The organism is Comamonas sp. E6 (genome assembly GCF_001010305.1).
In the GTDB taxonomy this organism is placed as follows: Bacteria; Pseudomonadota; Gammaproteobacteria; order Burkholderiales; family Burkholderiaceae_C; genus Comamonas; species Comamonas thiooxydans.
Map to the genome: position 1 here is coordinate 65,419 of NZ_BBXH01000007.1, position 24,938 is coordinate 90,356.

The 24,938-nt window shown below is 62.3% G+C and carries 21 protein-coding genes; 9 read left to right on the forward strand and 12 right to left on the reverse strand.

The window, feature by feature from the left end:
• Positions 1–195 precede the first annotated feature (195 nt).
• The 4 genes from CSE6_RS04625 to CSE6_RS04640 form a co-directional block, all read right to left on the reverse strand.
• Complete coding sequence (locus CSE6_RS04625; RefSeq protein WP_034350834.1) at positions 196–1,872, reverse strand: long-chain-fatty-acid--CoA ligase; 1,677 nt, start codon at positions 1,870–1,872, stop codon at positions 196–198.
• 213 nt (positions 1,873–2,085) lie between these two features.
• Positions 2,086–3,150: a class II fructose-bisphosphate aldolase gene (gene fba / locus CSE6_RS04630; RefSeq protein WP_004340312.1), complete on the reverse strand. Its 1,065-nt coding sequence runs from the start codon at positions 3,148–3,150 to the stop codon at positions 2,086–2,088.
• Positions 3,151–3,280: 130 nt separating this feature from the next.
• Complete coding sequence (locus tag CSE6_RS04635; RefSeq protein WP_080746046.1) at positions 3,281–4,639, reverse strand: histidine kinase dimerization/phospho-acceptor domain-containing protein; 1,359 nt, start codon at positions 4,637–4,639, stop codon at positions 3,281–3,283.
• Positions 4,636–5,331 (reverse strand): response regulator transcription factor, encoded by a 696-nt coding sequence (locus CSE6_RS04640; RefSeq protein ID WP_034350838.1) that lies wholly within the window; start codon positions 5,329–5,331, stop codon positions 4,636–4,638. The genes CSE6_RS04635 and CSE6_RS04640 overlap by 4 nt, the downstream gene beginning before the upstream one ends.
• A gap of 155 nt (positions 5,332–5,486) precedes the next feature.
• Between CSE6_RS04640 and CSE6_RS04645 the strand changes: the two genes are divergently transcribed.
• The 3 genes from CSE6_RS04645 to CSE6_RS04655 are packed head-to-tail and all read left to right on the forward strand — an operon-like array spanning position 5,487 to position 7,482.
• Positions 5,487–6,077 (forward strand): phosphatase PAP2 family protein, encoded by a 591-nt coding sequence (locus tag CSE6_RS04645; protein ID WP_059439981.1) that lies wholly within the window; start codon positions 5,487–5,489, stop codon positions 6,075–6,077.
• Positions 6,078–6,124: 47 nt separating this feature from the next.
• Complete coding sequence (locus CSE6_RS04650) at positions 6,125–6,880, forward strand: phosphatase PAP2 family protein (protein ID WP_059439982.1); 756 nt, start codon at positions 6,125–6,127, stop codon at positions 6,878–6,880.
• A 26-nt stretch (positions 6,881–6,906) separates the two neighbouring features.
• Entirely contained in the window at positions 6,907–7,482 is a 576-nt protein-coding gene (locus CSE6_RS04655) for a phosphatase PAP2 family protein (protein WP_034350844.1), read from the forward strand.
• Positions 7,483–7,639: 157 nt separating this feature from the next.
• Here the strand turns inward: CSE6_RS04655 and pyk are convergent, their stop codons facing one another.
• The 6 genes from pyk to CSE6_RS04685 form a co-directional block, all read right to left on the reverse strand.
• A complete protein-coding gene (pyk, locus tag CSE6_RS04660; protein ID WP_004340286.1) occupies positions 7,640–9,076 on the reverse strand; it encodes a pyruvate kinase in 1,437 nt (478 codons plus the stop codon).
• Between the two features lie 310 nt (positions 9,077–9,386).
• On the reverse strand, positions 9,387–10,166 hold the full coding sequence (locus CSE6_RS04665) for a CPBP family intramembrane metalloprotease (RefSeq protein WP_034394668.1): 780 nt from the start codon (positions 10,164–10,166) through the stop codon (positions 9,387–9,389).
• 22 nt (positions 10,167–10,188) lie between these two features.
• A complete protein-coding gene (locus tag CSE6_RS04670) occupies positions 10,189–11,598 on the reverse strand; it encodes an aminopeptidase P N-terminal domain-containing protein (protein WP_034350856.1) in 1,410 nt (469 codons plus the stop codon).
• A gap of 31 nt (positions 11,599–11,629) precedes the next feature.
• Positions 11,630–12,457, reverse strand: coding sequence for a TSUP family transporter (locus CSE6_RS04675; protein ID WP_045839377.1), 828 nt, complete (start codon positions 12,455–12,457; stop codon positions 11,630–11,632).
• Positions 12,458–12,629: 172 nt separating this feature from the next.
• On the reverse strand, positions 12,630–13,658 hold the full coding sequence (locus CSE6_RS04680) for a hypothetical protein (protein ID WP_059439983.1): 1,029 nt from the start codon (positions 13,656–13,658) through the stop codon (positions 12,630–12,632).
• 3 nt (positions 13,659–13,661) lie between these two features.
• On the reverse strand, positions 13,662–14,429 hold the full coding sequence (locus CSE6_RS04685; RefSeq protein ID WP_059439984.1) for a nucleotidyltransferase family protein: 768 nt from the start codon (positions 14,427–14,429) through the stop codon (positions 13,662–13,664).
• A 153-nt stretch (positions 14,430–14,582) separates the two neighbouring features.
• Between CSE6_RS04685 and tkt the strand changes: the two genes are divergently transcribed.
• The 3 genes from tkt to CSE6_RS04700 all read left to right on the forward strand — a co-directional run bounded on the left by tkt (position 14,583) and on the right by CSE6_RS04700 (position 19,484).
• A complete protein-coding gene (gene tkt / locus CSE6_RS04690; protein WP_034350865.1) occupies positions 14,583–16,631 on the forward strand; it encodes a transketolase in 2,049 nt (682 codons plus the stop codon).
• 142 nt (positions 16,632–16,773) lie between these two features.
• Positions 16,774–17,772, forward strand: a complete 999-nt coding sequence (gene gap, locus CSE6_RS04695; protein ID WP_003060372.1) for a type I glyceraldehyde-3-phosphate dehydrogenase — start codon at positions 16,774–16,776, stop codon at positions 17,770–17,772.
• A gap of 209 nt (positions 17,773–17,981) precedes the next feature.
• A complete protein-coding gene (locus CSE6_RS04700; RefSeq protein ID WP_059439985.1) occupies positions 17,982–19,484 on the forward strand; it encodes a rhomboid family intramembrane serine protease in 1,503 nt (500 codons plus the stop codon).
• 17 nt (positions 19,485–19,501) lie between these two features.
• Here the strand turns inward: CSE6_RS04700 and CSE6_RS04705 are convergent, their stop codons facing one another.
• Complete coding sequence (locus CSE6_RS04705) at positions 19,502–20,821, reverse strand: hypothetical protein (protein WP_059439986.1); 1,320 nt, start codon at positions 20,819–20,821, stop codon at positions 19,502–19,504.
• 305 nt (positions 20,822–21,126) lie between these two features.
• Here CSE6_RS04705 and CSE6_RS04710 point away from each other — a divergent pair, with 305 nt between their 5' ends.
• Positions 21,127–21,543: an OsmC family protein gene (locus CSE6_RS04710; protein WP_012840258.1), complete on the forward strand. Its 417-nt coding sequence runs from the start codon at positions 21,127–21,129 to the stop codon at positions 21,541–21,543.
• A 136-nt stretch (positions 21,544–21,679) separates the two neighbouring features.
• On the opposite strand, the gene CSE6_RS04715 is transcribed toward CSE6_RS04710, so the two are convergent.
• Positions 21,680–21,961 carry a hypothetical protein gene (locus CSE6_RS04715; protein WP_003072434.1) on the reverse strand — a complete coding sequence of 94 codons (282 nt, stop codon included), beginning with the start codon at positions 21,959–21,961 and terminating at the stop codon, positions 21,680–21,682.
• 233 nt (positions 21,962–22,194) lie between these two features.
• Between CSE6_RS04715 and CSE6_RS04720 the strand changes: the two genes are divergently transcribed.
• A complete protein-coding gene (locus CSE6_RS04720; protein ID WP_034394370.1) occupies positions 22,195–23,127 on the forward strand; it encodes a pirin family protein in 933 nt (310 codons plus the stop codon).
• Positions 23,128–23,413: 286 nt separating this feature from the next.
• Complete coding sequence (locus CSE6_RS04725) at positions 23,414–24,814, forward strand: aspartate ammonia-lyase (protein ID WP_034350879.1); 1,401 nt, start codon at positions 23,414–23,416, stop codon at positions 24,812–24,814.
• The last annotated feature ends 124 nt before the right edge of the window (positions 24,815–24,938 follow it).

The window sequence follows — 24,938 nt, forward strand, 5'->3', positions numbered from 1 at the left end:
GGTTCATTTGGCGAAACAATTATAAGAAGACTTGCCCGATATCAACAAGCACATTTCCTTGTTGCTGCGGTGGAGACAGGTATCGGCGTGACGTTTTGCTCCCGGCTCACACAGGCACGGGCCTGAAAACAGGCATAAAAAAAGGAGCGCCAAGCGCTCCTGTGAACTCGCCTTGAAGGACAAGATGAAAAACTCTCAGGCGTCGCGCAGTTCCCTGCGCAGGATCTTGCCCACGGGAGTCTTGGGCAGATCCGTGCGAAAGACGATGTGGCGCGGACGCTTGTAGCCGGTCAGATTGGCTTGGCAGTAGTCGCGGATGGCCTGCTCGGTCAGTGCCGGGTCTTTCTTGACGACGACGAGCTTGATGGCCTCACCGGACTTTTCGTCGGGCACGCCGACCACCGCGCACTCCAGCACGCCGGGGCAGTTGGAGACCACGTCCTCGACCTCGTTGGGGTAGACATTGAAGCCGCTGACGATGACCATGTCCTTTTTGCGATCCACGATCTTCACAAAGCCGCGCTCGTCCATGGTGCCGATGTCACCCGTGAGGAAGTAGCCATCGGCCGTCATGACCTTGGCGGTTTCGTCGGGGCGCTGCCAATAGCCGGCCATGACCTGCGGGCCCAGCACGGCGACTTCACCGGGCAGACCCGGCTCGCTCACGTCCTGGCCGTCGCTGCCGACCAGCTTCACATAGGTGCTGGGCAGGGGCACTCCTATGGTGCCCGAGTAAGCCGTGGCCGTGACCGGATTGCAGGTCACCGAGGGGCTGGTCTCCGAGAGGCCGTAACCCTCGCAGATAGGGCAGCCGGTCTTCTTGAGCCACAGCTCGGCCACGGCACTCTGCACGGCCATGCCGCCGCCCACCGAGACCTTGAGGTGGCTCCAATCCACTGTGCCGAAGTCGGGGTGGTTGGCCAGTCCGTTGAACAAGGTGTTCACGGCCGGAAAGCTGTGGAAACGATGCCTGGACAGCTCCTTGAGCGTGGCCTTGAGATCGCGCGGATTGGGAATCAGCACGGTCTTGCCGCCGGTACGCATGGCCAGCATCATGTTCACCGTGAACGCGAAGATGTGATAGAGCGGCAGCGCGCAGATGCTGGTGGGCTGTTCGCCGGCCGGCACCTTCTTCATGGCAGGCTCGTTCCAGGCTTCGGACTGCAGCACGTTGGCGATGATGTTCCGGTGCAGCAGCACAGCACCCTTGCTCACGCCGGTGGTGCCACCCGTGTATTGCAGCAGCGCCATGTCGTCGGCCTTGAGCACCGGCGCGTTCAAGGTCGCACCGCGCCCCTTGGCCAGTGCATCCTTGAAGCGCACGGCACCGGGCAGGCTGAAGGGCGGCACCAGCTTCTTGACGGAGCGCACCACGTAATTGACCAGCATGCCCTTCAAAAGCCCCAACTCGTCGCCCATGGCACAGAGCACGATGTGCTGCACGGCGCTGCCATGCATGCCGTCCTGCAGCGTCTTGGCGAAGTTCTCGATGATGACGATGGCCTTGGCGCCCGAGTCCTTGAGCTGATGCTCGAGCTCGCGTGCCGTGTAGAGCGGGTTGACGTTGACCAGTACATAGCCGGCACGCAGCACCCCGGCCACGGCCACCGGGTACTGGGGAATATTGGGCATCATCAGCGCCACACGGTCGCCGCGCTGCAGCCCCAGGCTTTGCAGATAGGCGGCAAAAAGCTTGCTCTGCGCATCGACCTGGGCGAAGGTCAGCTCCTTGCCCATGAAGGAATAGGCCACCTTGTCGGCATGCTTGGCAAATGCCTCTTCCATCAAGGCCACCAGCGATGGATACTGGGACGCATCGATGTCCGCAGGAACTCCCTCTGGATATGCATTCAGCCAAGGACGGTCACTCATTCTTCTGTCTCCGTGTCTTATCGTCTGATCCGGCCATTGTGATAAAAAGCACGGTCGTTCGATACTGTAGTAACCCTAGGAAACAAGCCGGGTCACCTTGGTAACAGAAGTCAAAGCCCATGAAAAAAGCCCGCAGGCATCAGGCTGCGGGCTTTGAGTGTTTTCAGCCTCCAGCGCTTGCTGGAAAAGCGCTGACAGCTATCAAACTTGAGCTCACTTGACCAGCTGGGCCAGATCGCCGGCGGCGTACTTCTTGGCCATTTGCTCCAGGCTGTAACCCTTGATCTTGGCACCCTGGCCTTCGCAGCCGAACTCGATGTAGCGGGCCTTGCAGACTTGCTTGGCCGCTTCGCGTGCAGGCTTGAGCCATTCGCGGGCGTCGAACTTGTCGGGGTTCTCGGCCAGGAACTTGCGCACGGCGCCGGTCATCGCCAGACGGATGTCAGTGTCGATATTGATCTTGCGCACGCCGTACTTGATGGCTTCCTGGATCTCTTCCACGGGCACGCCGTAGGTTTCCTTCATCTTGCCGCCGTACTGGTTGATGATGGCCAGCAGCTCCTGGGGCACGGAAGAGGAGCCATGCATCACCAGATGGGTGTTGGGGATGCGGGCGTGGATTTCCTTGACGCGCGAGATCGCCAGGATGTCGCCTGTGGGCTTGCGGCTGAACTTGTAGGCGCCGTGGCTGGTGCCGATGGCGATCGCCAGCGCATCCAGCTGGGTGGCCTTGACGAACACGGCAGCTTCTTCGGGGTCGGTCAGCATCTGGCTGTGGTCCAGCTTGCCCTCGGCACCGATGCCGTCTTCTTCGCCGGCTTCGCCGGTTTCGAGGTTGCCCAGGCAGCCCAGCTCGCCTTCCACGGTGGCGCCGATCTGGTGGGCCATGGCCACCACCTTCTGGGTCACGTCCACGTTGTAGTCGAAGGACGAAGGTGTCTTGCCGTCGCTCATCAGCGAGCCGTCCATCATTACCGAGCCGAAGCCCAGGTTCAGCGCGCCCTGACAGACTTCAGGCGTGGTGCCGTGGTCCTGGTGCATCACCAGGGGGATGTGGGGATACATCTCGGCAGCCGCCTGGATCAGGTGCTTGATGAAGGGCTCACCGGCGTACTTTCGGGCACCGGCGCTGGCCTGCAGGATCACGGGCGCGCCGACTTCGTCAGCCGCCGACATCACGGCCTGGACCTGCTCCAGGTTGTTCACGTTGAAGGCGGGGATGCCATAGCCGTTTTCAGCAGCATGGTCCAGCATTTCGCGCATCGAGATCAAAGGCATGGTGGGTTCCGTTCAAAGTTTTGAGAGGCAACGCCCCCGGCAATGAATCACTGCAGTGCGCCGCACGACAGCTGTGGCCCGGGGAAAAACCAGCGGCCACGCTTCGGTAACCGCTTAGTAACCGGGTATTTTAACCGGCTAGCGGTAATTCCATGCGATAGCAGGTGGTGAAGCCTTGCGGCGCCTCGGCCACCATGAAGCGCCCGCCATGGGCCTGCATGACACGGCTGACGATTTCATGGCCCAGATGCAGGCTGTCCACGGGCGGCACATGGTCCGGAGCGGCATCCCGTCGGCCGTCATCGCAGACCTGCACCCAGGCCCGTTCCTGGACGCTGTCAAGGCCGGCCTGCACCTCGATCTGCGTGCCCGTCGGCGTGTGGCGCACGGCGTTTTCCACCAGATTGCGCAGGGCCGAATCGAGCAGCAGCGCATTGCCGCGCACCGGCAGCTCCTGCGGGGCGTCCACGGAGATCATGTCTTCACGCTGCCAGGCATGCTGGGCCTGCGCCGCCGCCACATTGCGCACCACATCGGCCCAGTTCACGGTCTGCAAAGGCGCATCCAGCATGCCGCGTCCAGCCCGGGCCAGGGTCAGCAACTGATCGAGCACATGGCCGGCATGCAGGGCGTCCTGACCGATGCGCTGCAGCGCGGCCTGCATGACAGCGGTATCGGCCTGCCCCTCCGTCTTCAGCGCCTGGGCCTGCAAAGCGATGGAAGCCAGCGGCGTGCGCAGTTCATGGGCCACTTCATTGGCCAGATTGCGCTCGCGCTCCAATGCCTCCTGCTGGCGGTCGAGCAAGGTGTTGATCGAGCTGACCATGGGCGAGAGCTCGCGCGGCACATGGGCATCGGAGAGGCGCTGGTCACGGCCCAGATCCAGTGCCTCCACGCGTTGCGTGAGCTGATTGAGAGGACGCATGCCGCGGCGCATGGCCACACCCAGCGCAATCACGATCACGGGCAGCAGCCAGAATCCCGGCTCTATCATCTGCATGGCGATGTCGTCGGCCAGACTGTCGCGCTCGGCCAGGTCGATCATCACCGTGACCTTGGCGGTTTTGTCGTGGCTCCACTGGGTATAGCTGCGCCAGGCCTTGCGTTCATCCGCACCAATCGTGGCAAAGCCCTGCTCGATGTCGAAGTCCGGCAAGGGCGCCTGTCCGGTGCGCGATATCAGCAGGCCTTGCGCATTCCAGAGCACCACGCTCAGCGACTCCTGATAGTCGTGGGCGTGCAGGCCTGCAGGCGGCTGGACAGCCGTGGTCTCTCCGGCCGGCACATCGTCCTGCACATGCCAGTTCAAGGTCAGCGCGGCCACTCCGGCCAGGTGTCCGTCGGTCAGCTCATCGGCCTCGTGCACTCCGGTCTGGTAGCCCCAGATGACGAAGCTGCCCCAGACCAGCGCCAGCGCGCCCAGCATCCAGGCCAGCAGATTCAGCTGCAGCGAGCTGCGGCGCATGCCGGTCTGCGGCATGGCCTTCATTCCTGCTCCTGCGGCATGAAGTAGCCCACGCCGCGCATGGTCACAATGATCTTCTGGCCCAGCTTCTTGCGAAGATGGTGGACATAGACCTCCACGGCATTGCTCTCCACCGTATCGCCCCAGCTGTAGAGATGCTCCTCGATTTGCGGGCGCGACAGCACCCGCCCGCGCGCAAGCAACAAGGCCCAGAGCACGGCAAATTCGCGCGGTGATACCTCCACCTTCTGCCCCGCCTGCCTGATGGTGCGGGTAGCCGGGTCCACCTCCAGATCTGCATGGCGGATCACCGGCGATGCCTGACCGGCCGCGCGGCGCATCATGGCGCGCAAGCGTGCCTCCAGTTCGTCCATGTCAAAGGGTTTGACCAGATAGTCATCGGCGCCCAGATTGAGCCCCGCGACCCGGTCCTGCACCTGATCGCGTGCCGTGAGGATCAGCACCGGCGTGGCCGGATCGGGCAGTTGCGGCGCACCGGGCCGTCCTGTCTGCAGACGCAGGCGGCGCACGACCTCGCTGCCATCACCGTCGGGCAGACCCAGGTCCAGCAACACGGCATCGAAGCGCTCGGCACTCAGGGCATGCCAGGCCTCGGCCACGCTGGCGCACACGTCCACCGCATAGCCGCGCTGCATGAGATTGGTTCGCAGCCCTGCTGCAATGCCTTCGTTGTCTTCGACCACCAGAATTCGCATGCACGCATTGTGCGCGGCAATCCGCAATCCGCTCAACTGGCTGGTCAACGCCGGCAACCACCTCCCCTGATCGCTCATGGGCTTGACATCCGCAAGCCTGCATTTCGCTTTAACATCGGCCACCTTCCATTGCCGCAATCTGCCGCAGCGCCTTCATGTTCTTCTTCGATCCATTTCTGTTTGCGCTGTTCAATGCCGATGCCCAGACGCACTGGTTCAGCATCCAGCTGGCACGTGCACTCTCGGCCTGGTTGCCCAATCTCAGCGGCATTCTTGTCCTCATCGCCCTGGTGTTCGGCTCGCCGGCAACACGCCGCACCATGTTGATGCTGCTGCTGTCCATGGCCACGGCCTGGCTGATCGCCAGACTCATACGCTGGGGCTTCCCGGCCCCGCGCCCGTTCCAGCTCAATCTGGGTACGCTATGGATTCAGCATGGAGGACGTGCCGGCTTTCCCAGCCTGCATGCCAGCGGAGCCTTTGCCCTGGCCATGGCCCTCAGCCTGGGCGCAACCCGCCACCGCAAGCCGCTTGTCTGGCTGGCCTGGATAGCCGCCATCGGCATCGCCTGGAGCCGCGTCCATCTGGGGGTGCACTTTGCGTCCGATCTGATGGCCGGCGCGCTGATAGGCATCAGCGGCGCGCTCATCGTCTGGCACATCGCCTTCCAGCTGCGCCGCCGCCGTCATCTGCGCGTCGTGCCGCATCTCAAGCGCCTGCGCGGCGCATGGGCGGCCCAGGGCTGAGCCTGCTCTTAAGCGCTTGTTAAGCAGCGCTTTCTATCGTGGCGGACATGAAGTCGTCCGCCCCCTCGCACCCCCTCCCTCCTCTTCGCCAAGCCTCCGCTCCAGCCCTGCTGAGCTGGACTGTCATTGCCCTGGCCTGCGTACTGGCCTGGGACATGAGCAGCCTTGACATGCCCATGGCGCACTGGTTTGGCAGCAGCCAGGGCTTTGCCCTGCAGAACGACTGGTTCATGGTCAACATTGCCCATGAAGGTGCGCGCAAACTGGCCTGGGCCATCGTCATGGGGCTGAGCCTGATGATCTGGTGGCCCATAGGCTGGATGCGAAAAGTGTCTTACCCACGCCGGATACAACTGGTCGTGGGCGCACTGGTCTCGCTCATCATCATGGCGCTGATGAAACGCATCAGCGTCACCAGCTGCCCCTGGGACCTCGCCGACTTCGGCGGCGTGGGCCACTATGTCTCGCACTGGGCCTGGGGTGTCATAGATGGCGGTGGCGGCCACTGCTTTCCGGCCGGTCATGCCTCGGCGGGCTTTGCCTTCATCAGCGGCTACTTCGCGCTGCGCCACGAGCTGCCGCGCACTGCATGCCTGTGGCTTGCCGCTGCCCTTGCGGTCGGTATGGCCCTGGGTCTGGCGCAGCAGATGCGCGGTGCCCACTTCATGAGCCACACGCTGTGGACCGCCTGGCTGTGCTGGACGGCCAGCTGGTTTTGCGATCTGCTGACCACCCGCCGCCTGGCGCACCAGACACCGGCGGATGCAGCCCTGCCCCTCGACGAGCTGCTTGCCCAGGACTGAGCGCAGCACACACGCAAAGGCCATTCATGCTGCTTATCGATGCCCCCGTATTTCACTTTCTGAATGCCAACACCCAGAGCCCGCTGTGGTGGATTCAGGCCTCGCGCTTCGCCTCCAACTGGTTGCCCGGCCTGTGCGCCCTGCCCGTGATTGCCGCCATGCTGGCGCTTGGCAAGGGCTGGCGGCGCAGCCTGCAACTGGCCTTGCTGTCAATGGCATGTGCCTGGGTGGCCTGCCGTCTGATTCGCTGGGGCCTGCCCATGCCCAGGCCGGCGCAACTGGGCATGGGCATGCAGTGGATAGCACATGGCGCCAGCGCCAGCTTTCCCAGCATGCACGCCGCCGGCGCCTTTGCCCTGGCTCAGGGCATCAACCTGGGAGTGGGCAGACACCAGCGCTGGCTGGTTGTTGTCGCATGGCTTCTCGCCACCAGCGTGGCACTGAGCCGCGTGGTGCTGGGCGTGCATTTCCCTTCGGACGTTCTGGCCGGCATGCTGGTCGGTGCCGCCAGCGCCGTGCTGGTCTGGCGCAGCGCCCTGCAGATCCAGCAAGCCCGGCGTCGCAAACAGCTCAAGCGCCGCCTGCAACCCCTGCTCGGCTGATTCACGCTCTCAAAACAAAAGCTGCCAGCGCTTATGCATAAAGCGCTGGCAGCTTTTTTGATGAGGCATGCTTCAAGTCAGAGACATCAAGCAAGAGCCGCCTCGCAGCGAAGATGCCGTCCCCCTCGGGGGGAAGCGGCATAGCCGCTCAGGGGGCTCACTCCACCCTGCAGATCTTGAGCATATTGGTACCACCGGGCTGACCCATGGGCTCTCCGCAGGTGATGGCGTAGACATCACCGGACTGCACGATGCCGCGGGCCAGCAAATGGCCCTTGGCCTGGTCCAGCGCCATGTCGCGCTCGGCGCTGGTGTCCATCAGCAGAGGGCGCACGTTGCGGTACAGCGCCATCTTGCGCTGCGTGGCCAGCTTGGGTGTCAGAGCGTAGATGGGAATATGGATGCGATGACGGCTCATCCACAGCGCTGTCGAGCCGGAGTCGGTCAGCGCCACGATGGCCTTGGCACCCAGGTGATGAGCGGTGAACAGCGCGCCGATGGCGATGGCCTGATCGGTACGCTTGAACTGGCTGTTGCTGAAGTCGGCATCCTTGACGCGGTCTTCGGCCGCTTCCGCAGCGGCGCAGATGGCGGCCATTTCGCGCACGGTTTCCAGCGGGTACTTGCCGGCAGCGGTTTCGGCGCTCAGCATCACGGCATCGGTGCCGTCCAGCACGGCATTGGCCACGTCGCTCACTTCGGCACGGGTGGGCACGGGGTTGGTGATCATGGACTCCATCATCTGGGTCGCGGTGATCACCACCTTGTCCATGTCGCGCGCCATGCGGATCATCTTCTTTTGCAGCGCGGGCACGGCAGCGTTGCCCACTTCCACGGCCAGATCTCCACGGGCAACCATGATGCCGTCGGAGACCTTGAGAATCTCTTCCAGGCGCGGAATGGCCTCGGCACGCTCGATCTTGGCAATCAGGCCGGGCTTGTGGCCGTACTGGGCAGCGGCCACATTGCAAAGCTGGCGCGCCATTTCCATGTCGGTGGCGTTCTTGGGGAAGCTCACGGCCACGTAGTCGGCCTGGAAGGACATCGCGGTCTTGATGTCTTCCATGTCCTTGGCGGTCAGTGCGGGAGCCGTCAGGCCGCCACCTTGCTTGTTGATGCCCTTGTTGTTGGACAGCTCGCCACCCAGCTTGACGACGGTGTGTACCTCTTCACCGCGCACTGCGTCCACGGTCAGCACGATCAGGCCGTCGTTGAGCAGCAGCACATCGCCGGCCTTCACGTCACGGGGCAGCTCCTTGTAATCAAGGCCCACGCCGTTGATGTCGCCCAGTTCGGTGCGCGATGCATCGAGCACGAAGCGCTCGCCGGGCTCGAGCATGACCTTGCCCTCGGCAAACTTGCCGACGCGGATCTTGGGACCCTGCAGGTCGGCCATGATGGCCACTTCGCGGCCTGCACGCTGGGCAGCCTCGCGCACCATGGTGGCACGGTCGATATGGTCCTGCGCCTTGCCATGGCTGAAGTTCAGGCGCACGACGTTCACGCCTTCGCGCACCATTTGTTCAAGCAGTTGCGGATCGCTGGAAGCGGGGCCCAGTGTGGCGACGATCTTGGTAGCACGACTCACTTGCATGAAATGTCTCTCTCGCGATGGAATGTAATCGGGTTTCAATTCTGGCACGAATGCGGTTACATGACTGCATCTTGCACGCTGCTGCCGCACCCGACAAGCCAGCCACAGGACCACAAAAACAGTAGCTGCCTACACATGTCCATTATTGAACTCAGGTCATATCAAGCATGAAATGTTTATATTTCAAGCGCTTGCAGCTACTGATTCAGAAGCATAAGAGCGAAACTCGCGCCCGAATCGGCGCGCCTGCTGCAGTGCATCAAAGACCGCGTCGAAACAGTTTTGCCCGGCAGGTTCAAATGTGCAGGCCTCAGATCAGCCCGTGCGAGAGCAGATAGGTCACCACATGCGTGAGCATGGCGGCCTCGAGCCCGTAGCGCCAGAACATGATGCCCGCCAGCAACCCGTAGACGCTTTCACACACCAACAGCTGCAGTACGACCGGCGCCGACAGCTCGCCGACCACGGTCCAGCCCAGAAACACCGGAATGCAGCCGGACAGCAAGGCAGCCAATGCAATCGCCGCCCAGCCCAGCCGCCAGTCCGGGCGCTGCCTGGGGCTGCCAAAGGCCTTCCACAGCAGCCACATCACGGCGCTCAGCATGCCAAGACGCAACAGCAACTCTTCGGTAATCGCGCCATAGAGCAGCTTGGGCCATAGCGGCAAGCCGTAGACCGGGTCCACAAAAGACATGCTCTCGGGCCAGACCACGGCCAACGTCACCAGCCAGGCCGCGCCGATCACGCCGCCCGCCACGCCGGGCAGGCTCAGCACGCGCACACCGCGCCAGGGCATGCGCCCCTCGGCCACGGCATGAATCAATGGTGCGCTCAAGCCCAGCCTCGGGCCCAGCCGGACCCCGAGGCCCACGCTCAGCGCCAGCAGGACGCTCAACCCCGCCGTCGCGGCCCAGCCGACCACAATGTCTGAGCCGCCACTGGCGAGAGCGGCCAGCCAGGCAGGCGGCGTCGTCCAGGCCAGCGCCACCACGCCTGGCAGACCCAGCAACCAAAGCAGCAAGCCCATGCGCGCGGCAGACTGTGGCCTGGCCGCAGCGCGATGAGACAGGTGGGTAAAGGTCTGCGGCATGATGAACCCTGGCTCAGGCCTCTCAGTCACGCATCAACGCTTCGATCTCGTCGGCCTTGACCGGCACGCCGCGGGTGATGAGCTCGCAGCCGGTCTCGGTGACGATGGCATCGTCCTCGATGCGGATACCGATGTTGTGGAACTGCTCGGGCACGCCGGGCGCAGGACGCACATAGATGCCCGGCTCTACCGTCGTGACCATGCCGGGGCGCAGGATGCGGCTGGGGCGATTGGCAATGGTTTCGCCCGAGATCGGGTCCTTGCGCTCGCTGACCACGCCCAGCTCGCTGGGTTCCACATAGCTGCCGCAGTCATGCACATCCATGCCCAGCCAGTGGCCGGTGCGGTGCATGTAGAACTGGAAGTAGGCACGCGACTCGATCACATCCTCGGCCGTGCCGTACTTGGTACGGTCCAGCAGCCCCAGGTCCAGCATGCCCTGGGCCAGCACGGCCACGGTGGCGTCATGCGGGTCGTTGAAGCGCTTGCCGGCCCTGGTGACGGCAATCGCCGCTTCCTGGCTGGCCAGTACCAGGTCGTACAGCGCACGCTGCGCCCCGCTGAACTTGCCGTCGGCCGGGAAGGTGCGCGTGATATCGCTGGCATAACCATCCAGCTCGCAGCCCGCGTCGATCAGCACCAGCTCGCCCGCGCGCACCGGCGCCTTGTCGGCCTGATAGTGCAGCACACAGGCATTGGCACCGGCGGCCACGATGGAGCCGTAGGCCACGTACTGCGAGCCATGCTGGCGGAACTCGTGCAGCAGCTCGGCGTCCAGATGGTATTCGCGCACCTCCTCGCCATTGCGGATCATGCGGGCCGAGCGCTGCATGGCACGCACATGGGCCTGGGCACTGATCTGCGCGGCGCGGCGCATGATGTCCTGCTCGTGCGCGTCCTTGACCAGACGCATTTCATCGAGCAGCGCACAGGCATCGCCCTGCTGCGTGGGACAGAGCACGCCAAAGCGCGAGCGGGCGCGCACCTGGCTGAGCCAGCCTTCGACCTGCTCGGCCAGGCCCTTGTGGGTGGCAAAGGGGAACCAGACGCGCTCACGATTTTCCAGCAGGCGCGGCAGGCGGGAATTGATTTCATCGCTGGAGAACGCCTGAGCCATGCCCAGCTTGGTCTTGGCAGCCTCGGGGCCCAGGCGATAGCCGGTCCAGACCTCGCGCTCCAGATCCTTGGGCTGACAGAACAGCACGCTCTTGCCGTCGCTGGTCAGCACCAGGCAGGCATTGGGCTCGGAAAAGCCCGTGAGGTAGTAGAAGTAGCTGTCGTGGCGATACAGATACTCGGTATCGCGGTTGCGATGCAGCTCGGGAGCCGTGGGGATGATGGCGACACCGCCGTCGCCCAACTGGGCGGCCAAGCGTGCGCGGCGTTGGGCATATACAGAAGTCATGGGCATATCGTAATGCTGGCCGGGCATCTGTACATCAGCTTACATCTGCGGATGTCAGCTATTGCGCTCCTACCCTTGTGCCGGTCTGAGTCCCGGCGGCCAGCAGCGCCATCGCATCACCGGGCACCAGGGCCTCGGGCTGACTCGCGCGCCAGCCCGACCAGAGCAGGCTTGCCCCGGACAGAATCAGCAGGCCGCAGACCAGCCATTCCACCAGCCTTTTGGGCCAGGCGGGCGGATGTCTGGCACTCCACCAGGTCACGCCTGTGACGACAGGAAAGGCCAGTGCCGTCCAGCCCATGACCGCCCAGTTCAGTTGCCCCTCCACAGCCACCATGGCAGCGCGCAGCAAGGAGCAGGAGACAAACATGGCAAACAGGCAGTGGCGCACCAGCATGCGATCCAGCGGCTGGCGGTAGAGGTGATAGACCATGGGCGGGCCGGGTGTGGCAAACAAGCCACCGAGCAGCCCCGACGACACGCCGGCCACCCACATCGAGACAGGGCCCGAGGGCTGGTCCAGCGCCTTCTTCTGCATCAGCAGCAACATGGCGCACAGCACGATCACCAGGCCCAGCAGCATGCGCAGGCCGTTGAGCGTATTGCCGCTGAGCCAGTGCAGCAGCAGCACCCCGCCGACCACGCCCAGCACGCTGCTGATGAGCATGGGCTTGAGCATGACCCAGTCCGGCTCGAAGCGGTAGGCGCGCATATAGCTGATGCCGTTGATGATGGACAGCAGACAGGCCACATTGGCCGCATCGGCAATATTCATCAGGCCCGTGGCCCCTGCCACGCCGACAAAGATCAGTCCGAACGCGAAGCCCGTGAGGTTCTGGCAGAACGCGGCCAGCCCCACCAGAGCCATGAAGAAAACGATTTGCATGCACTCACCCGATGACGGCCACAAGAGGAACTGTGGATTTGCATCCGGTTGCGCCAGTCAGAAAATTAAAAAGCATAGCAGACGCTTGCCATGACAAGCATTCGTGCGATCCACAGAGAAGCTCCTCAACTCATAGCTTCGTGCGCATTGCTGGCATAAGTTCCAAAGTAGTTTAGGGAGTAAGTATTTTTATCTGCTGCGCCGACCACTCGACCAGCTCGCCACGCTGCGCATGCCAGCCCTGGGGCGCGAAATCGGGCCAGAGGCAAAGCAGCTCGCGGGTTGGCATATCCCAGAGCCAGCTCTGCCCTTCGCCCACCACCAGCAAGCGACCGTTCACGCAGTGCAGATATCGGGCGCGCGGCAGGCCAGGCATGGGCCAGAGCTGGCCCGCATGGCCTTCCTCGGGCACAGGCTCATGGATATCGAAGATCACCGCGCCCGGCGCATGCAGACAGTCGCCAAAGCCGTCGTCATCCCAGTTGCCGACGTTCCAGATCGCGACGCGCGAGTCATCCAGCCACACGCAGGGCTGGTCCCAGCCCTCGCCCTGCGCCAGCCGCTTGCGCGAGGGGCCGTCCTCGGACTCCCAGCGATTGCCATCCAGCCAGGCCGGCAGCGACCACACGGCGGGAATGCCCACGGGCGCCCAAACCCAGCCGTCGTCCAGCAGCCATTGCTGCGAAGGGCTGGGCAGAAGACGGCCATGAAAATAATCCAGATAGTGCGGCTGCTCGAACGCCAGCCCGTCGCGCTCGGTCAGGTTCTCGCCCGTCGCGCAATCCATGGCATCGAGCCGGTTCCACTGCGTGCGATGAATCAGCACATCGCGGCCCTGGTGCTGGACAAATGCGATGGAAAAAGGCACGGTCCTGGGGTGGTAGTCGCCCCCAAAAAGCTGCACGACGCGCTCGCCCGTACACAAATTCACCAGCACGCCAAATGTGCCTCCATCATCTGCAATCACCGCATAGTCGCCACTGATTGCGCAATGCACCTTGAAGCCATGCTGCCAGTGCGGCGTAGGCGATGTCGGCTCTGGCAAATCCAGCTGCGCCAGTTGCTGGCTCCGGCCGCTTGGCAGCTTCAACGCATGCAAGCCGCCGTCCCCGGTCAGCAGCAGCAACTGGCCCCAGCCAGCCTGCGCAGTGCAGGCGTGGACGATGTGCGGGCCTTGCCAGTCGATGCTGCGTGCGCTCATGTCTCAGCCCTGATTCAGCTCGGCCAGTCGCTCGGGCGTGCCCACATCGACCCAGCGACCGGTGTAGAGCGAGGCCCCCACGCGGCCGTCCTGCATGGCGCGGCGCAGCAGCGGGGCCAGCGGGGCGCGCAGGCCTTCGGGGTTTCCGGGCTGCACATCGAACCACGGTGCTGCAAACAACTCGGCTTTCAAGAGCGCAATCGTGCTGTAGGTATAGCGCGGGCGTTCGTCGTCGGCAGACAGATCCAGCGCCTTGCCGTCCTCGCTCAGACCGAAGTCGCCACGCGGATTGTGTGCAGGATTTGGCACCAGCCACAGATGGGCCAGTTCATCGCTGTGCGCAAACGCCTGGGCATCCTGCACCGCAAAGCAGAAATCCGGCGCATAGACATCGCCTGCGGCCAGCCAGAAAACCCGGCCCAGCTGAGGCAGGGCGCGGCTGATGCCGCCAGCGGTCTCAAAGGCTTTCTCGGGTTCCTCCGAATAGGAAAGCGCTAGCTTCGCGCTCGCGCGCCCATCGGGTTGCGGCACGAATTCATCGCCGAAATACGCGGGAATCTGCGCCCCCAGCCAGCCGGTATTGATGACGGCCCGTGCCACGCCCGCAGCCTGCAGCGCCTGCAGGTGCAGCTGCAGCAGCGGCACGCCCTGCACCTTGAGCAACGGCTTGGGCGTGATATCGGTCAGAGGCCGCATGCGCTCGCCCCGGCCTGCGGCCAGCAGCATTGCAGGGGGTTGCACCAGGAGGGGGGCAGCGTTTTCTACAGTCATTGCAATCAGCTTTTCAACACGGTTTGAGGTGTAGCAGACACCTGTTTCTGGGGTTGCACTGTAGAGCATTGACCCGCATCCCGCCTGCGAAAATTGGGCCTCCATTAAAATGATGGGCTTAGCAGAATTACCCCTCCTTTTCGGAGCGCCCTGATGGCCAACACTCAAAATATGGCGAATGCAATCCGTGCACTCGCAATGGATGCCGTTCAACAAGCCAATTCCGGCCACCCCGGTGCCCCCATGGGCATGGCCGACATGGCCGTAGCGCTGTGGAGCCGCCACCTCCAGCACAACCCCGTGAACCCTCACTGGGCCAATCGCGACCGCTTCATTCTGTCGAACGGTCACGGCTCCATGCTGATCTATGCGCTGCTGCACCTGAGCGGCTACGACCTGCCCATCGAAGAGCTGAAGAACTTCCGTCAGCTGCACAGCAAGACTGCCGGCCACCCCGAAGTGGGCATCACTGTCGGCGTGGAAACCACCACCGGCCCTCTGGGCCAGGGCATCACCAATGCCGTGGGCTTCGCACTGGCTGAAAAGCTGCTGGCTGCCGAGTTCAACAAGGACAAGCACGAGATCGTCGACCACCACACTTACGTGTTCCTGGGCGATGGCTGCCTGATGGAAGGCATCTCGCATGAAGCCGCTGCCCTGGCCGGCGCCTGGAAGCTGAACAAGCTGATCGCCCTGTACGACGACAACGGCATCTCCATCGACGGCAAGGTTGCCCCCTGGTTCATCGACAACACGCCCGAACGTTTCGAAGCCTACGGCTGGAACGTGATCCGCGCCGTGGACGGCCACAACGTGGACGCCCTGGACAAGGCCATCGCCGCCGCCAAGAAGAGCGCCGACAAGCCCACGCTGATCTGCTGCAAGACCCATATCGGCAAGGGCTCGCCCAACCGTCAGGACACAGCCAAGGCCCACGGCGAACCTCTGGGCGCCGAAGAAATCGCACTGACCCGCGCGGCTCTGGGCTGGACTCATGGCCCCTTCGAGATCCCTGCCGAGGTCTACACCGACTGGAACGCCAAGGATCTGGGCACCAAGGCCGAAGCGGCCTGGAACGAAAAGTTCGCAGCCTACACCGCTGCCTTCCCCGAGCAAGCCGCCGAGTTCACACGCCGCATGGCTGGCGATCTGCCCGCCAACTTCGGTGAAATCGCCGCCAAGATCGCCTCCGACGCCCATGACGCCGGTGCCACCGTGGCCAGCCGCAAGGCCAGCCAGCTGGCTCTGGAAGGCCTGACAGCCGCTCTGCCCGAGCTGCTGGGCGGCTCTGCCGACCTGACCGGCTCCAACCTGACCAACACCAAGTCCACCCCCTCTTTCCGCGTGGACGACAAGGGTGCCGTGGTCAAGACCGAAGAAGGCCAGATCGGCCGCCACATCAACTACGGTGTGCGCGAGTTCGGCATGGCAGCCATCATGAACGGTGTGGCGCTGCACGGCGGCTTCATCCCCTACGGCGGCACCTTCCTGACCTTCTCCGACTACAGCCGTAACGCCATCCGCATGGCGGCTCTGATGAAGCAGCGCGTGATCCACGTCTTCACGCACGACTCCATCGGCCTGGGCGAAGACGGCCCCACCCACCAGTCCATCGAGCACGCAGCCTCCCTGCGCCTGATCCCCGGTCTGGACGTGTGGCGCCCCGCCGACACCACGGAAACAGCCGTGGCCTGGACTGTGGCCCTGAGCCAGAAGAACAAGCCCACAGCCATGCTGCTGAGCCGCCAGAATCTGGCTTACTCGCCCAAGAGCGAAGACGCGCTGGACGACATCGCCTGCGGCGCCTATGTGCTCTCCGAGCCCAAGGATGTGGGCCTGAAGGGCAAGAAGGCCCAGGCCGTGATCATCGCCACCGGCTCCGAAGTGCAGCTGGCTCTGGCTGCCCAGAAGCAGCTGGCCGAACGCAAGATCGCCGTGCGCGTGGTCTCCATGCCCAGCACCACGACCTTCGACAAGCAGGATGTGAAGTACAAGAAGGCCGTGCTGCCCGCCGGCCTGCCCCGCATCGCCGTGGAAATGGGCGTGACCGACTTCTGGTGGAAGTACGGCTGCGCCGCCGTGGTCGGTATCGACACCTACGGTGAGTCCGCTCCTGCAGGCGTGCTGTTCAAGCACTTCGGCTTCACCGCCGAGAATGTGGCCGACACCGTGCAGGTCGCCCTGCAGAACGCTGGCAAGTAAGCGCAAAAGGGGCCTCGTGCCCCTTTTTTCCGGCTGAAGTTTGCTCACCCGCAGTCCTCAGCCATCCGGACCAGGCCCCAGGGTGCCGAGTCCGGGCACAATCCGCTCCGGTTTTTCATTACTCACTATCTACGAGGCAACTATGACGATCAAGGTTGGTATCAACGGCTTCGGCCGCATTGGCCGCAACGTGCTGCGCTCCGCAGTGCAAAACTTCTCCGACATCGAAATCGTCGGCATCAACGACCTGCTAGAGCCCGACTACCTGGCTTACATGCTGAAGTACGACAGCGTGCACGGTCGTTTCGACGGTGAAGTTTCTGTCGAAGGCAACACCCTGGTCGTCAATGGCAAGAAGATCCGCCTGACCCAAGAGCGCGATCCCGCGAACCTGAAGTGGAACGAAGTCGGCGCCGACATCGTGATCGAGTCCACCGGCCTGTTCCTGACCAAGGAAACCGCCCAGAAGCACATCGACGCAGGCGCCAAGAAGGTCATCCTGTCCGCTCCTTCCAAGGACGACACCCCCATGTTCGTGTTCGGCGTGAACCACGGCACCTACAAGGGCGAAGCCATCATCTCCAATGCTTCGTGCACCACCAACTGCCTGGCTCCCGTGGCCAAGGTGCTGAACGACAAGTGGGGCATCAAGCGCGGCCTGATGACCACCGTGCACGCAGCGACCGCCACGCAAAAGACCGTGGACGGCCCTTCCAACAAGGACTGGCGCGGCGGTCGCGGCATTCTGGAAAACATCATCCCCTCCAGCACTGGCGCTGCCAAGGCCGTGGGCGTGGTGATCCCCGAGCTGAACAAGAAGCTGACCGGCATGTCCTTCCGCGTGCCCACTTCCGACGTGTCCGTGGTTGACCTGACCGTGGAGCTGAACAGCGAAGCCACCTACGAAGAAATCTGCGCCGAAATGAAGGCCCAGTCCCAAGGCGCTCTGAAGGGCGTGCTGGGTTACACCGAAGACAAGGTCGTCGCCACCGACTTCCGCGGCGAGACCTGCACCTCCGTGTTCGATGCCGAAGCCGGTATCGCCCTGGACAAGACCTTTGTGAAGGTCGTGTCCTGGTATGACAACGAGTGGGGCTATTCCAACAAGTGCCTGGAAATGGTGCGCGTGGTGGCCAAGTAATCTTCACGATTACATGCCAAAACAGGCTCAATCGCTTATCAGATAAGCGCTGAAAGCTATCAAAAAGCCAGCATGGGACGCCATGCTGGCTTTTTTTCGTCCCGCAAGACCGGAGCCGGCCGGAGCATGTCTCGGATACATTTGTAACACGCAGCCACCACCAACGCCCAAGAGTATGAAGCGCTGCCACTTCCTGGGACAAGGCCGCCATGTTTATTGCGATTCCTCTTGAGAACAAGCCTTCCTGGCGCTCACCGCCCTGGATGACGGTGCTGCTCATCATCATCAACTGCGTGATCTTCTGGGGCTGGCAGGCACCCGAGGAACATGCCGTGGAAAAAGCGGCCCAGCAATATGCCCAGACCGCCTTGCCGACGCTGGAGCTGCCACCGTTCCTGACCTATCTGGAGGAACAAGCCGCCCAGGGCAGCAAGCGCTTCGACCAGCACACGCTGCAGACCGTGCGAAAGCTCTATCAGCACAAGGCCTATGCCCAGCTCTATGCACTGCTGTGGCAGGAGAAGAAATTCCGTCAGCGCCTGCTGGACGGCCAGGTCATTACCTCCAGCCACCCACGCCATGCGCAGTGGCAAGCTGCACGTGCCGCCTTCGCGCCCCATGAACCGCGCGGCAGCTTTACCGAGCAATGGTCCATGAGCTATGAGCATGGCGCCGGCTGGCAGCCCCTGCAGGCCTTCACTTCCATCTTTCTGCATGGCAGCACCAGCCATCTGCTGGGCAATATGGTGTTTCTGTTCCTGTTCGGCTTCACCCTGGAGCTGGCTCTAGGAGCCTTCACCTATCTGGCCTTTTACGTGATCGGCGGCATCGGCGCCTCGCTGTTCGCGCTGATGTTCTATGCCGGCATGGGCGGTTACGGCCTGGGGGCATCGGGCGCGATTTCGGCCCTCATGGCCATGTATGCGGTGATGTACCGCATGCGGCGCATCCGCTTCTTCTACATGCTGCTGTTCTACTTCAACTACGCGAGCTGGCCGGCCCTGATCATGCTGCCGGTCTGGATGGGGGTGGAGTTGCTGCAGCATCTGCTGGGCGGCAAGCAGGTGGCCTATATGGCGCACTTTGGCGGTCTGCTGACGGGTGCCCTGCTGATGTGGAGCTATATGCGTCTGCAGACCGTCGCGGCGCCAGTCAACGAAGAAGAGCAGGCCCTGGCCGCCGCCCGGCCGCTGGCCGAAGCCGTGGCCCGGGCCCAGCGCCATACCTATGCGCTGGAATTTGGCCGCGCCGCTCCGGCCTGGCGCGAAGCGGCACGCCTGGCCCCCTCGGACCCGGCCATTCTGCGGGCCTGGTTTGAAAGCTCGCGCCATCAACCCGCCAGCGAGGACTTTCATGCTGCGGCGCGACGTATCTTCAAGCTGCCGGCCACCACGGACGCCGAACGCCAGCTGCAGCTGGCCAGCTATCGCAGCTATCAGCAGCGCGCACAGCCCGGCATGCGCATGAGCGCCGACACCATGCATGGACTGGTGCGCAGCTTCGTGCGCCTGGGCGCCCTGCCCGAGGCCGAAAAGCTCTGCCGCTCCCTGCACAAGCTGGCAGACCATCCCCAATGGCCGGCAAGCTTGCTGCTGCTGGTCAACGGTATGGCCCAGGCCGGACGTGTGCAGGAGGCCAAAGCCTGGCTGCCTGTGCTGCAGCAATCGGCCCCTGAGGAAGCTCTCACGCGCTGGCTGGCACAACAGCGCTAGCCAACGCCTTGCCGCGCTCAGGTCTTGGCTTCCAGCTCCTGCAGCTCATCACGCAGCACCCACTGCGCCTCCTTGGTGCTCTCGTGCTCGGGAAAGAGCTGCTTCATGCGCATGTAAACGGCCACCCCCTGCATGGGCTGCTCCACGCCCTGCTTGTAGGCGCGCACCACCAGCTCCAGCATGGGCGGGATCAGAGTGCTGCCGGCAAAGCGCTTCTCAAAATCCTTGGCCAGGATCAACACATACCTGGGCTTGCCGGCCTTCCAGGCCTGCTGTGCCAGCTCGTAACTGAGCTGGGCCGAGTCGGGCTTGAAGTCCGGCTTGCGCTTGACGCAGCTCACCCAGGCTTCCAAGGCCTCGCTGGCGCGCTGCTGGGCGAGCAACATGGGAATGAAACGCTGGCCCAGCTCCGCCAGGGCATCCGCGCGTTCGGTCAGCTTGAGCACCCGGAAGTAACGGCGGCAATCGGGCAGGCTCTCATAGTCCTCCCGCTGCCATTCGCGCGCCTGGTTAACAGCCTCGTCCATCTTGTTGTCCTGCACCAGTCTGGCCACCAGCGCATCGCGATGCCTGGCCTCCAGGGCCGCAGGGTCGATCTGCACGGTCGCAGGCCCCTCGGGTGCCTGCACGGGATCGATATCCAGAGCCGCATGATGCTGGTACATGACATAGCCGATCATGGCCGCCATCACCCAGCTGAAATAAATCATCACAAAGCTCACCAGGGGCAGCACCAATCCAGGCGCCGCAACCTTGAGCAGCATCGCCAGAACCATGGGCGAGCCCTGCTGCAGCAGAAACAGAAAAAAGCACAGCAGCAGATAGGACTTGCCGATACCGAAAATCGTCGCCAGCAGCTCGAAGGGATTAACAGCCGAGCTCAGGCTATTGGTATTGATCAGCACCATCCAGGTAGCAGGAATCAGGAAGGCCACCAACAGATTGGCAACCACGCCCAAGGTCAGGCTGCGGGTCGCCATAAAGCCCACAAATATCCCGAAAACGACGAGTACCCCGAAGAATTTCCAGGGCAGCCATTTCCAGTCTTCATCGACCTGACTGGACCGGAAATCGGAGCTATGAGTAATTCCACGAGATGCGAGTGCCGAAACCTTGAATGCATAACGGCTGACTGCCAGCATCAAGCCCAGACCCACAAACAAGACTCCAATCCACCCGAACATCAAGCCATAACTGCATGCCGACAACAGCAAGGCATAGAGCAAAGGCTCGGTCTGCAGAGGAAACAGAAAAAAGCTATTGAGCTTTTGCCAGAACGGAGGGATTTTCCACTCGGAAGAATCACCTTTTTGGTGAACACCACGTATCGAATTCAATGTCTGCTCTCCCACTCTCGGTTTGATGAATCATCTGCAAGCCCGCTTGCAGTGACCTAATCCGCTCTGGTATTGCCCGATTTTTCTTTGAAATCGGGTCATTGCGGAATTCTGCGGTAGAAATTCGCCCTGAATCCAAATACCGATAAACAGCCGGCATATTGCTTTTTTTCGCTTGCCAGAAACCCCGCAAACGCTTTTGCAGCCGTGCTGGCTGGCCAAACCTCATCGAACCGATAACGGATATGACTGCAAGAATTGCAGGCAGCGCTTAAAGTGGCCCAGGTTTTATGGAGAAGCAGCGAATGATTCACAGCGCACACGCACAAAGCAGCCCCACCCCGTACCGCATCACTCTGACCGATGCCCAAGGCCATGTCTGGCATGCCGATGAACCCGTGAATGATGGCGGCGCCGACACCGCGCCCAACCCCATGCAGCTCATGCTCTCGGCCCTGGGAGCCTGCACGGCCATCACCCTGCATATGTACGCGGGTCGCAAGCAGTGGCCGCTAAGCCATGTCGATGTGGATCTGCAGCTCAACCCCGAAGGCAAGCCCGCGGACGCCAACCAGATCACGCGCAGCATCACCTTGCATGGCGAGCTCGATGACGAGCAGCGCCAGCGCCTGCTGCAGATTGCCAATGCCTGCCCCGTGCACAAGCTGCTCGAAGGCAAGGTTTCCATCCCCACCGCCTTGACCGAAGCCGCACAGGCATGAAAAAAGGCACCTCACGCCCCCACCGCGTGGTGCTCGCCTCCTTAGGGAGGGCCGCCTTCATCTTGGGAACTGCCTGGCGACAAAAAAAGCCCTGCAGTCACCGGCAGGGCTTTGGTCGCTGTTGTGTGTAACTTGATTACACCGTCACTTCCAGCGCACCCACTTCCACATAGTGTTCGAACTCACGTTTGGCCAGAGATGCGGTTTCGGGTTGCTGGTCCTCTGGGTCAACCCAGGACAGCACATAGCTTGCGATGGCGGTATCGACCTTCATCTCTATGCCCATGGGAATCTGCTCGGACGGACCATCTCCGACACGATGCTCCACCTTGCCTGTGACGCGAGCGGCAAAGTGCTCGGGATACAGCTGGATCTCGACTGCCGAGATCTGGTTGCCTTGAGTGCTGTGTTCGTTCATGTTTATTCCTCCTGCAGTTGTTAGGTCGCTGCGCACGAATTGCACAACGTGAAAGCCACTGCTAGCGGCCTACGCCTTTAACTTAGCCGACTCCTGGCGGAGCCCGTGTCAGCCTATTGGCTGAATCCTCACAGTGATGTAACTGCGTGCAAGGCGTTGCTGCATTCTGCCGTCTGATTGCGCGAATACCGCATATCCCTGACACTCGAATCCCCTCGCCGTCAGGATTTGTCATGAGTGAATCAAAGAACTTACAACGTCTGCCCACCCGTATAGCCGATGTCGGCGGCATCCCCATCCACCGAGCCATTCCTCAGGCCGCGCTGCGCAAAGTAGGGGCCTGGTGCTTCCTCGACCACGCCGGCCCGGCCGTCCCCCCTCCACCCGGCATGCAGGTCGGGCCCCATCCTCACATCGGCCTGCAGACTTTCACCTGGATGATCGAGGGAGAGGTACTGCACCGCGACAGCCTGGGCAGCGAGCAGATCATCCGCCCCGGCCAGGTCAATCTGATGACGGCCGGCCACGGCATTGCCCACTCCGAAGAAGCCCAGACACTGGGCGTGCATGCAGCCCAGTTGTGGATTGCCCTGCCCGACAGCCATCGCCATATCGCGCCCCGCTTCCAACATTACCCCGACCTGCCCAGGACCGAGATCGGCGACTTTGCCGTGACCGTGCTGGCCGGTGAAGCCCTCGGTCTGGCGGCCCCCGCAGAAGTCCACTCCCCGCTGATGGGCGTGGACCTTCTGGCCTGCGGCACGGCTGGCCAAGCGTGCGCCACCATGCCGCTGCGCGCCGACTTCGAGCATGCGGTGATGAGCCTGTCAGGCGAGGTGAAGGTTGAAGGCCAGGTGTTGCCCTCGCAGGAGCTGATCTACCTGCCCGTGGGCACGCAGGAAGTGCAGCTGGAATGCACGCCCGGCAGCCGCCTCATCATCATCGGGGGCGAACCCATGGATGAAGCCATCTTGCTGTGGTGGAACTTTGTGGCCCGCACCACCGAAGAGATGCAACAGGCCCGGCAGCAATGGGAGGCAGAGGCTGCCACCGATGCGGAACTCGTCAACGGCCAGCCACGCCGTTTTGGCAAGCCAGTGGCTTCGCCTCTGAAGTCGCTGCACTCTCCCTCGCTGGCTGGTGTCAGCCTGCGCGCCTCCAGATAATCCTGCCGGCGCTTATTCAATTCGCACCAAATTGGTGCGAATTGAATTTTTCAAAAAGAAAAATAAAAGCATCTTTGCAAGTTTTGATGGATTTTGAAAGCTTTTAGAGGCAACGCACTCTATTCAAGAGAAGGTAATCCGGACGTTATGCATGAAACGTTTGGACTCATGCACGCCAAGCTTTCATAATCGAGCCAACGCCCTGGCCACGAGAATGCGACCGCCGCTTTTCGTCCGGGGCGTTGCCACGTCCTGCCCAACTCAACTTTGCAAAGAAAGCCGATCAATGCGTCAAGAACATGACTTCATTGGCATCAAAACCATCCCTCCCGACGCGTACTGGGGCGTTCATTCCGCACGCGCAGTGGAAAACTTCCCCATCACCGGTCACTCGGTCGCGCACATGCCCGAGCTGATCCGCGCGTTTGCCTTTGTCAAAAAGGCCGCGGCCCAGGCCAATCTGCAGTTTGGCGCCATCAATCTCAAACAAGCCACCGCCATCTCCCAAGCCTGCGATGATCTGATTTCCGGCCAGCTGCACGAGCAGTTTGTGGTCGATGTGATCCAGGGCGGCGCCGGCACCTCCACGAATATGAACGCCAATGAGGTGATCGCCAACCGTGCACTCGAGCACCTGGGATTGCCCAAAGGCACTTACGACGTGATCCACCCCAATGATCATGTCAATGCTTCGCAGTCCACCAACGACTCCTACCCCACAGCCGTCAAGCTTGCCACCTACGCTGGCATCCAGAAGCTGTTGATCGCCCTGGCCGAGTTGCGCTCTGCTTTCGAAGCAAAGGCCGGCGAATTCGCCCATATCCTGAAAATCGGCCGCACACAATTACAAGATGCCGTGCCCATGACTTTGGGCCAGGAGTTTTCCGCTTTTGCAGCCATGATCGCCGACGATGAAAAGCGTCTGCGCGAATCCGCCTATCTGATGACCGAGGTGAATATGGGTGGCACGGCCATCGGCACCGGCATCAACGCTCCCGTAGGCTACGCCGGCGCCGTGACCAAGGCCTTGGCAGAAATCTCTGGCGTCCCCGTCGTCAAAGCCGGAGATCTGATCGCCGCCACGGGAGATACCGGCGCCTTTGCCGACATTTCCGGCATCTTGAAGCGTGTTGCAGTCAAGCTATCCAAGATCAGCAATGACCTGCGCCTGCTCTCCTCGGGCCCTCAAGCAGGAGTGGCAGACATCAAGCTGCCGGCGCGCCAGGCCGGCTCATCCATCATGCCCGGCAAGGTGAATCCCGTGATTCCCGAGGTAATGAACCAGGTCTGCTTTGAAGTGATAGGCAACGATGCCGCCATCACCATGGCCGTGGAAGCCGGCCAGTTGCAGCTCAACGCCTTCGAGCCGCTGATGGCCTGGGCTCTGCATAAAAGCCTGAGCCACCTGAGCAGCGCCTGCAAGACGCTGCAAGTCAACTGCGTGGAGGGCATTGTGGCCAATGAAGCGCTGCTGGATTCCCGGATTGCCGAGTCGGTGACGCTGGTGACGGCGCTGAACCCTCTGATCGGCTACGAAAAGGCCGCCAAAATTGCCAAGACCGCCATTGCCAACGGCAAGCAGATTGCCGTGGTGGCGGAAGAACTGGGCATCATGAGCCGGACCGAAATGAACAAGCTGCTGGTCGCCGACAAGCTGACCCAGGCCGGCGCATTGACCGCTGCATAAGCGCACTCTTTATCGACAATGCAAAAGGGGCATGTTCGCCATGAACATGCCCTTTTTGGTTGATATGCTTTTAATAGCTTGCTGTGCCTATATTCAAAGGTCAGGAAGCCAAAAACGCTTCATA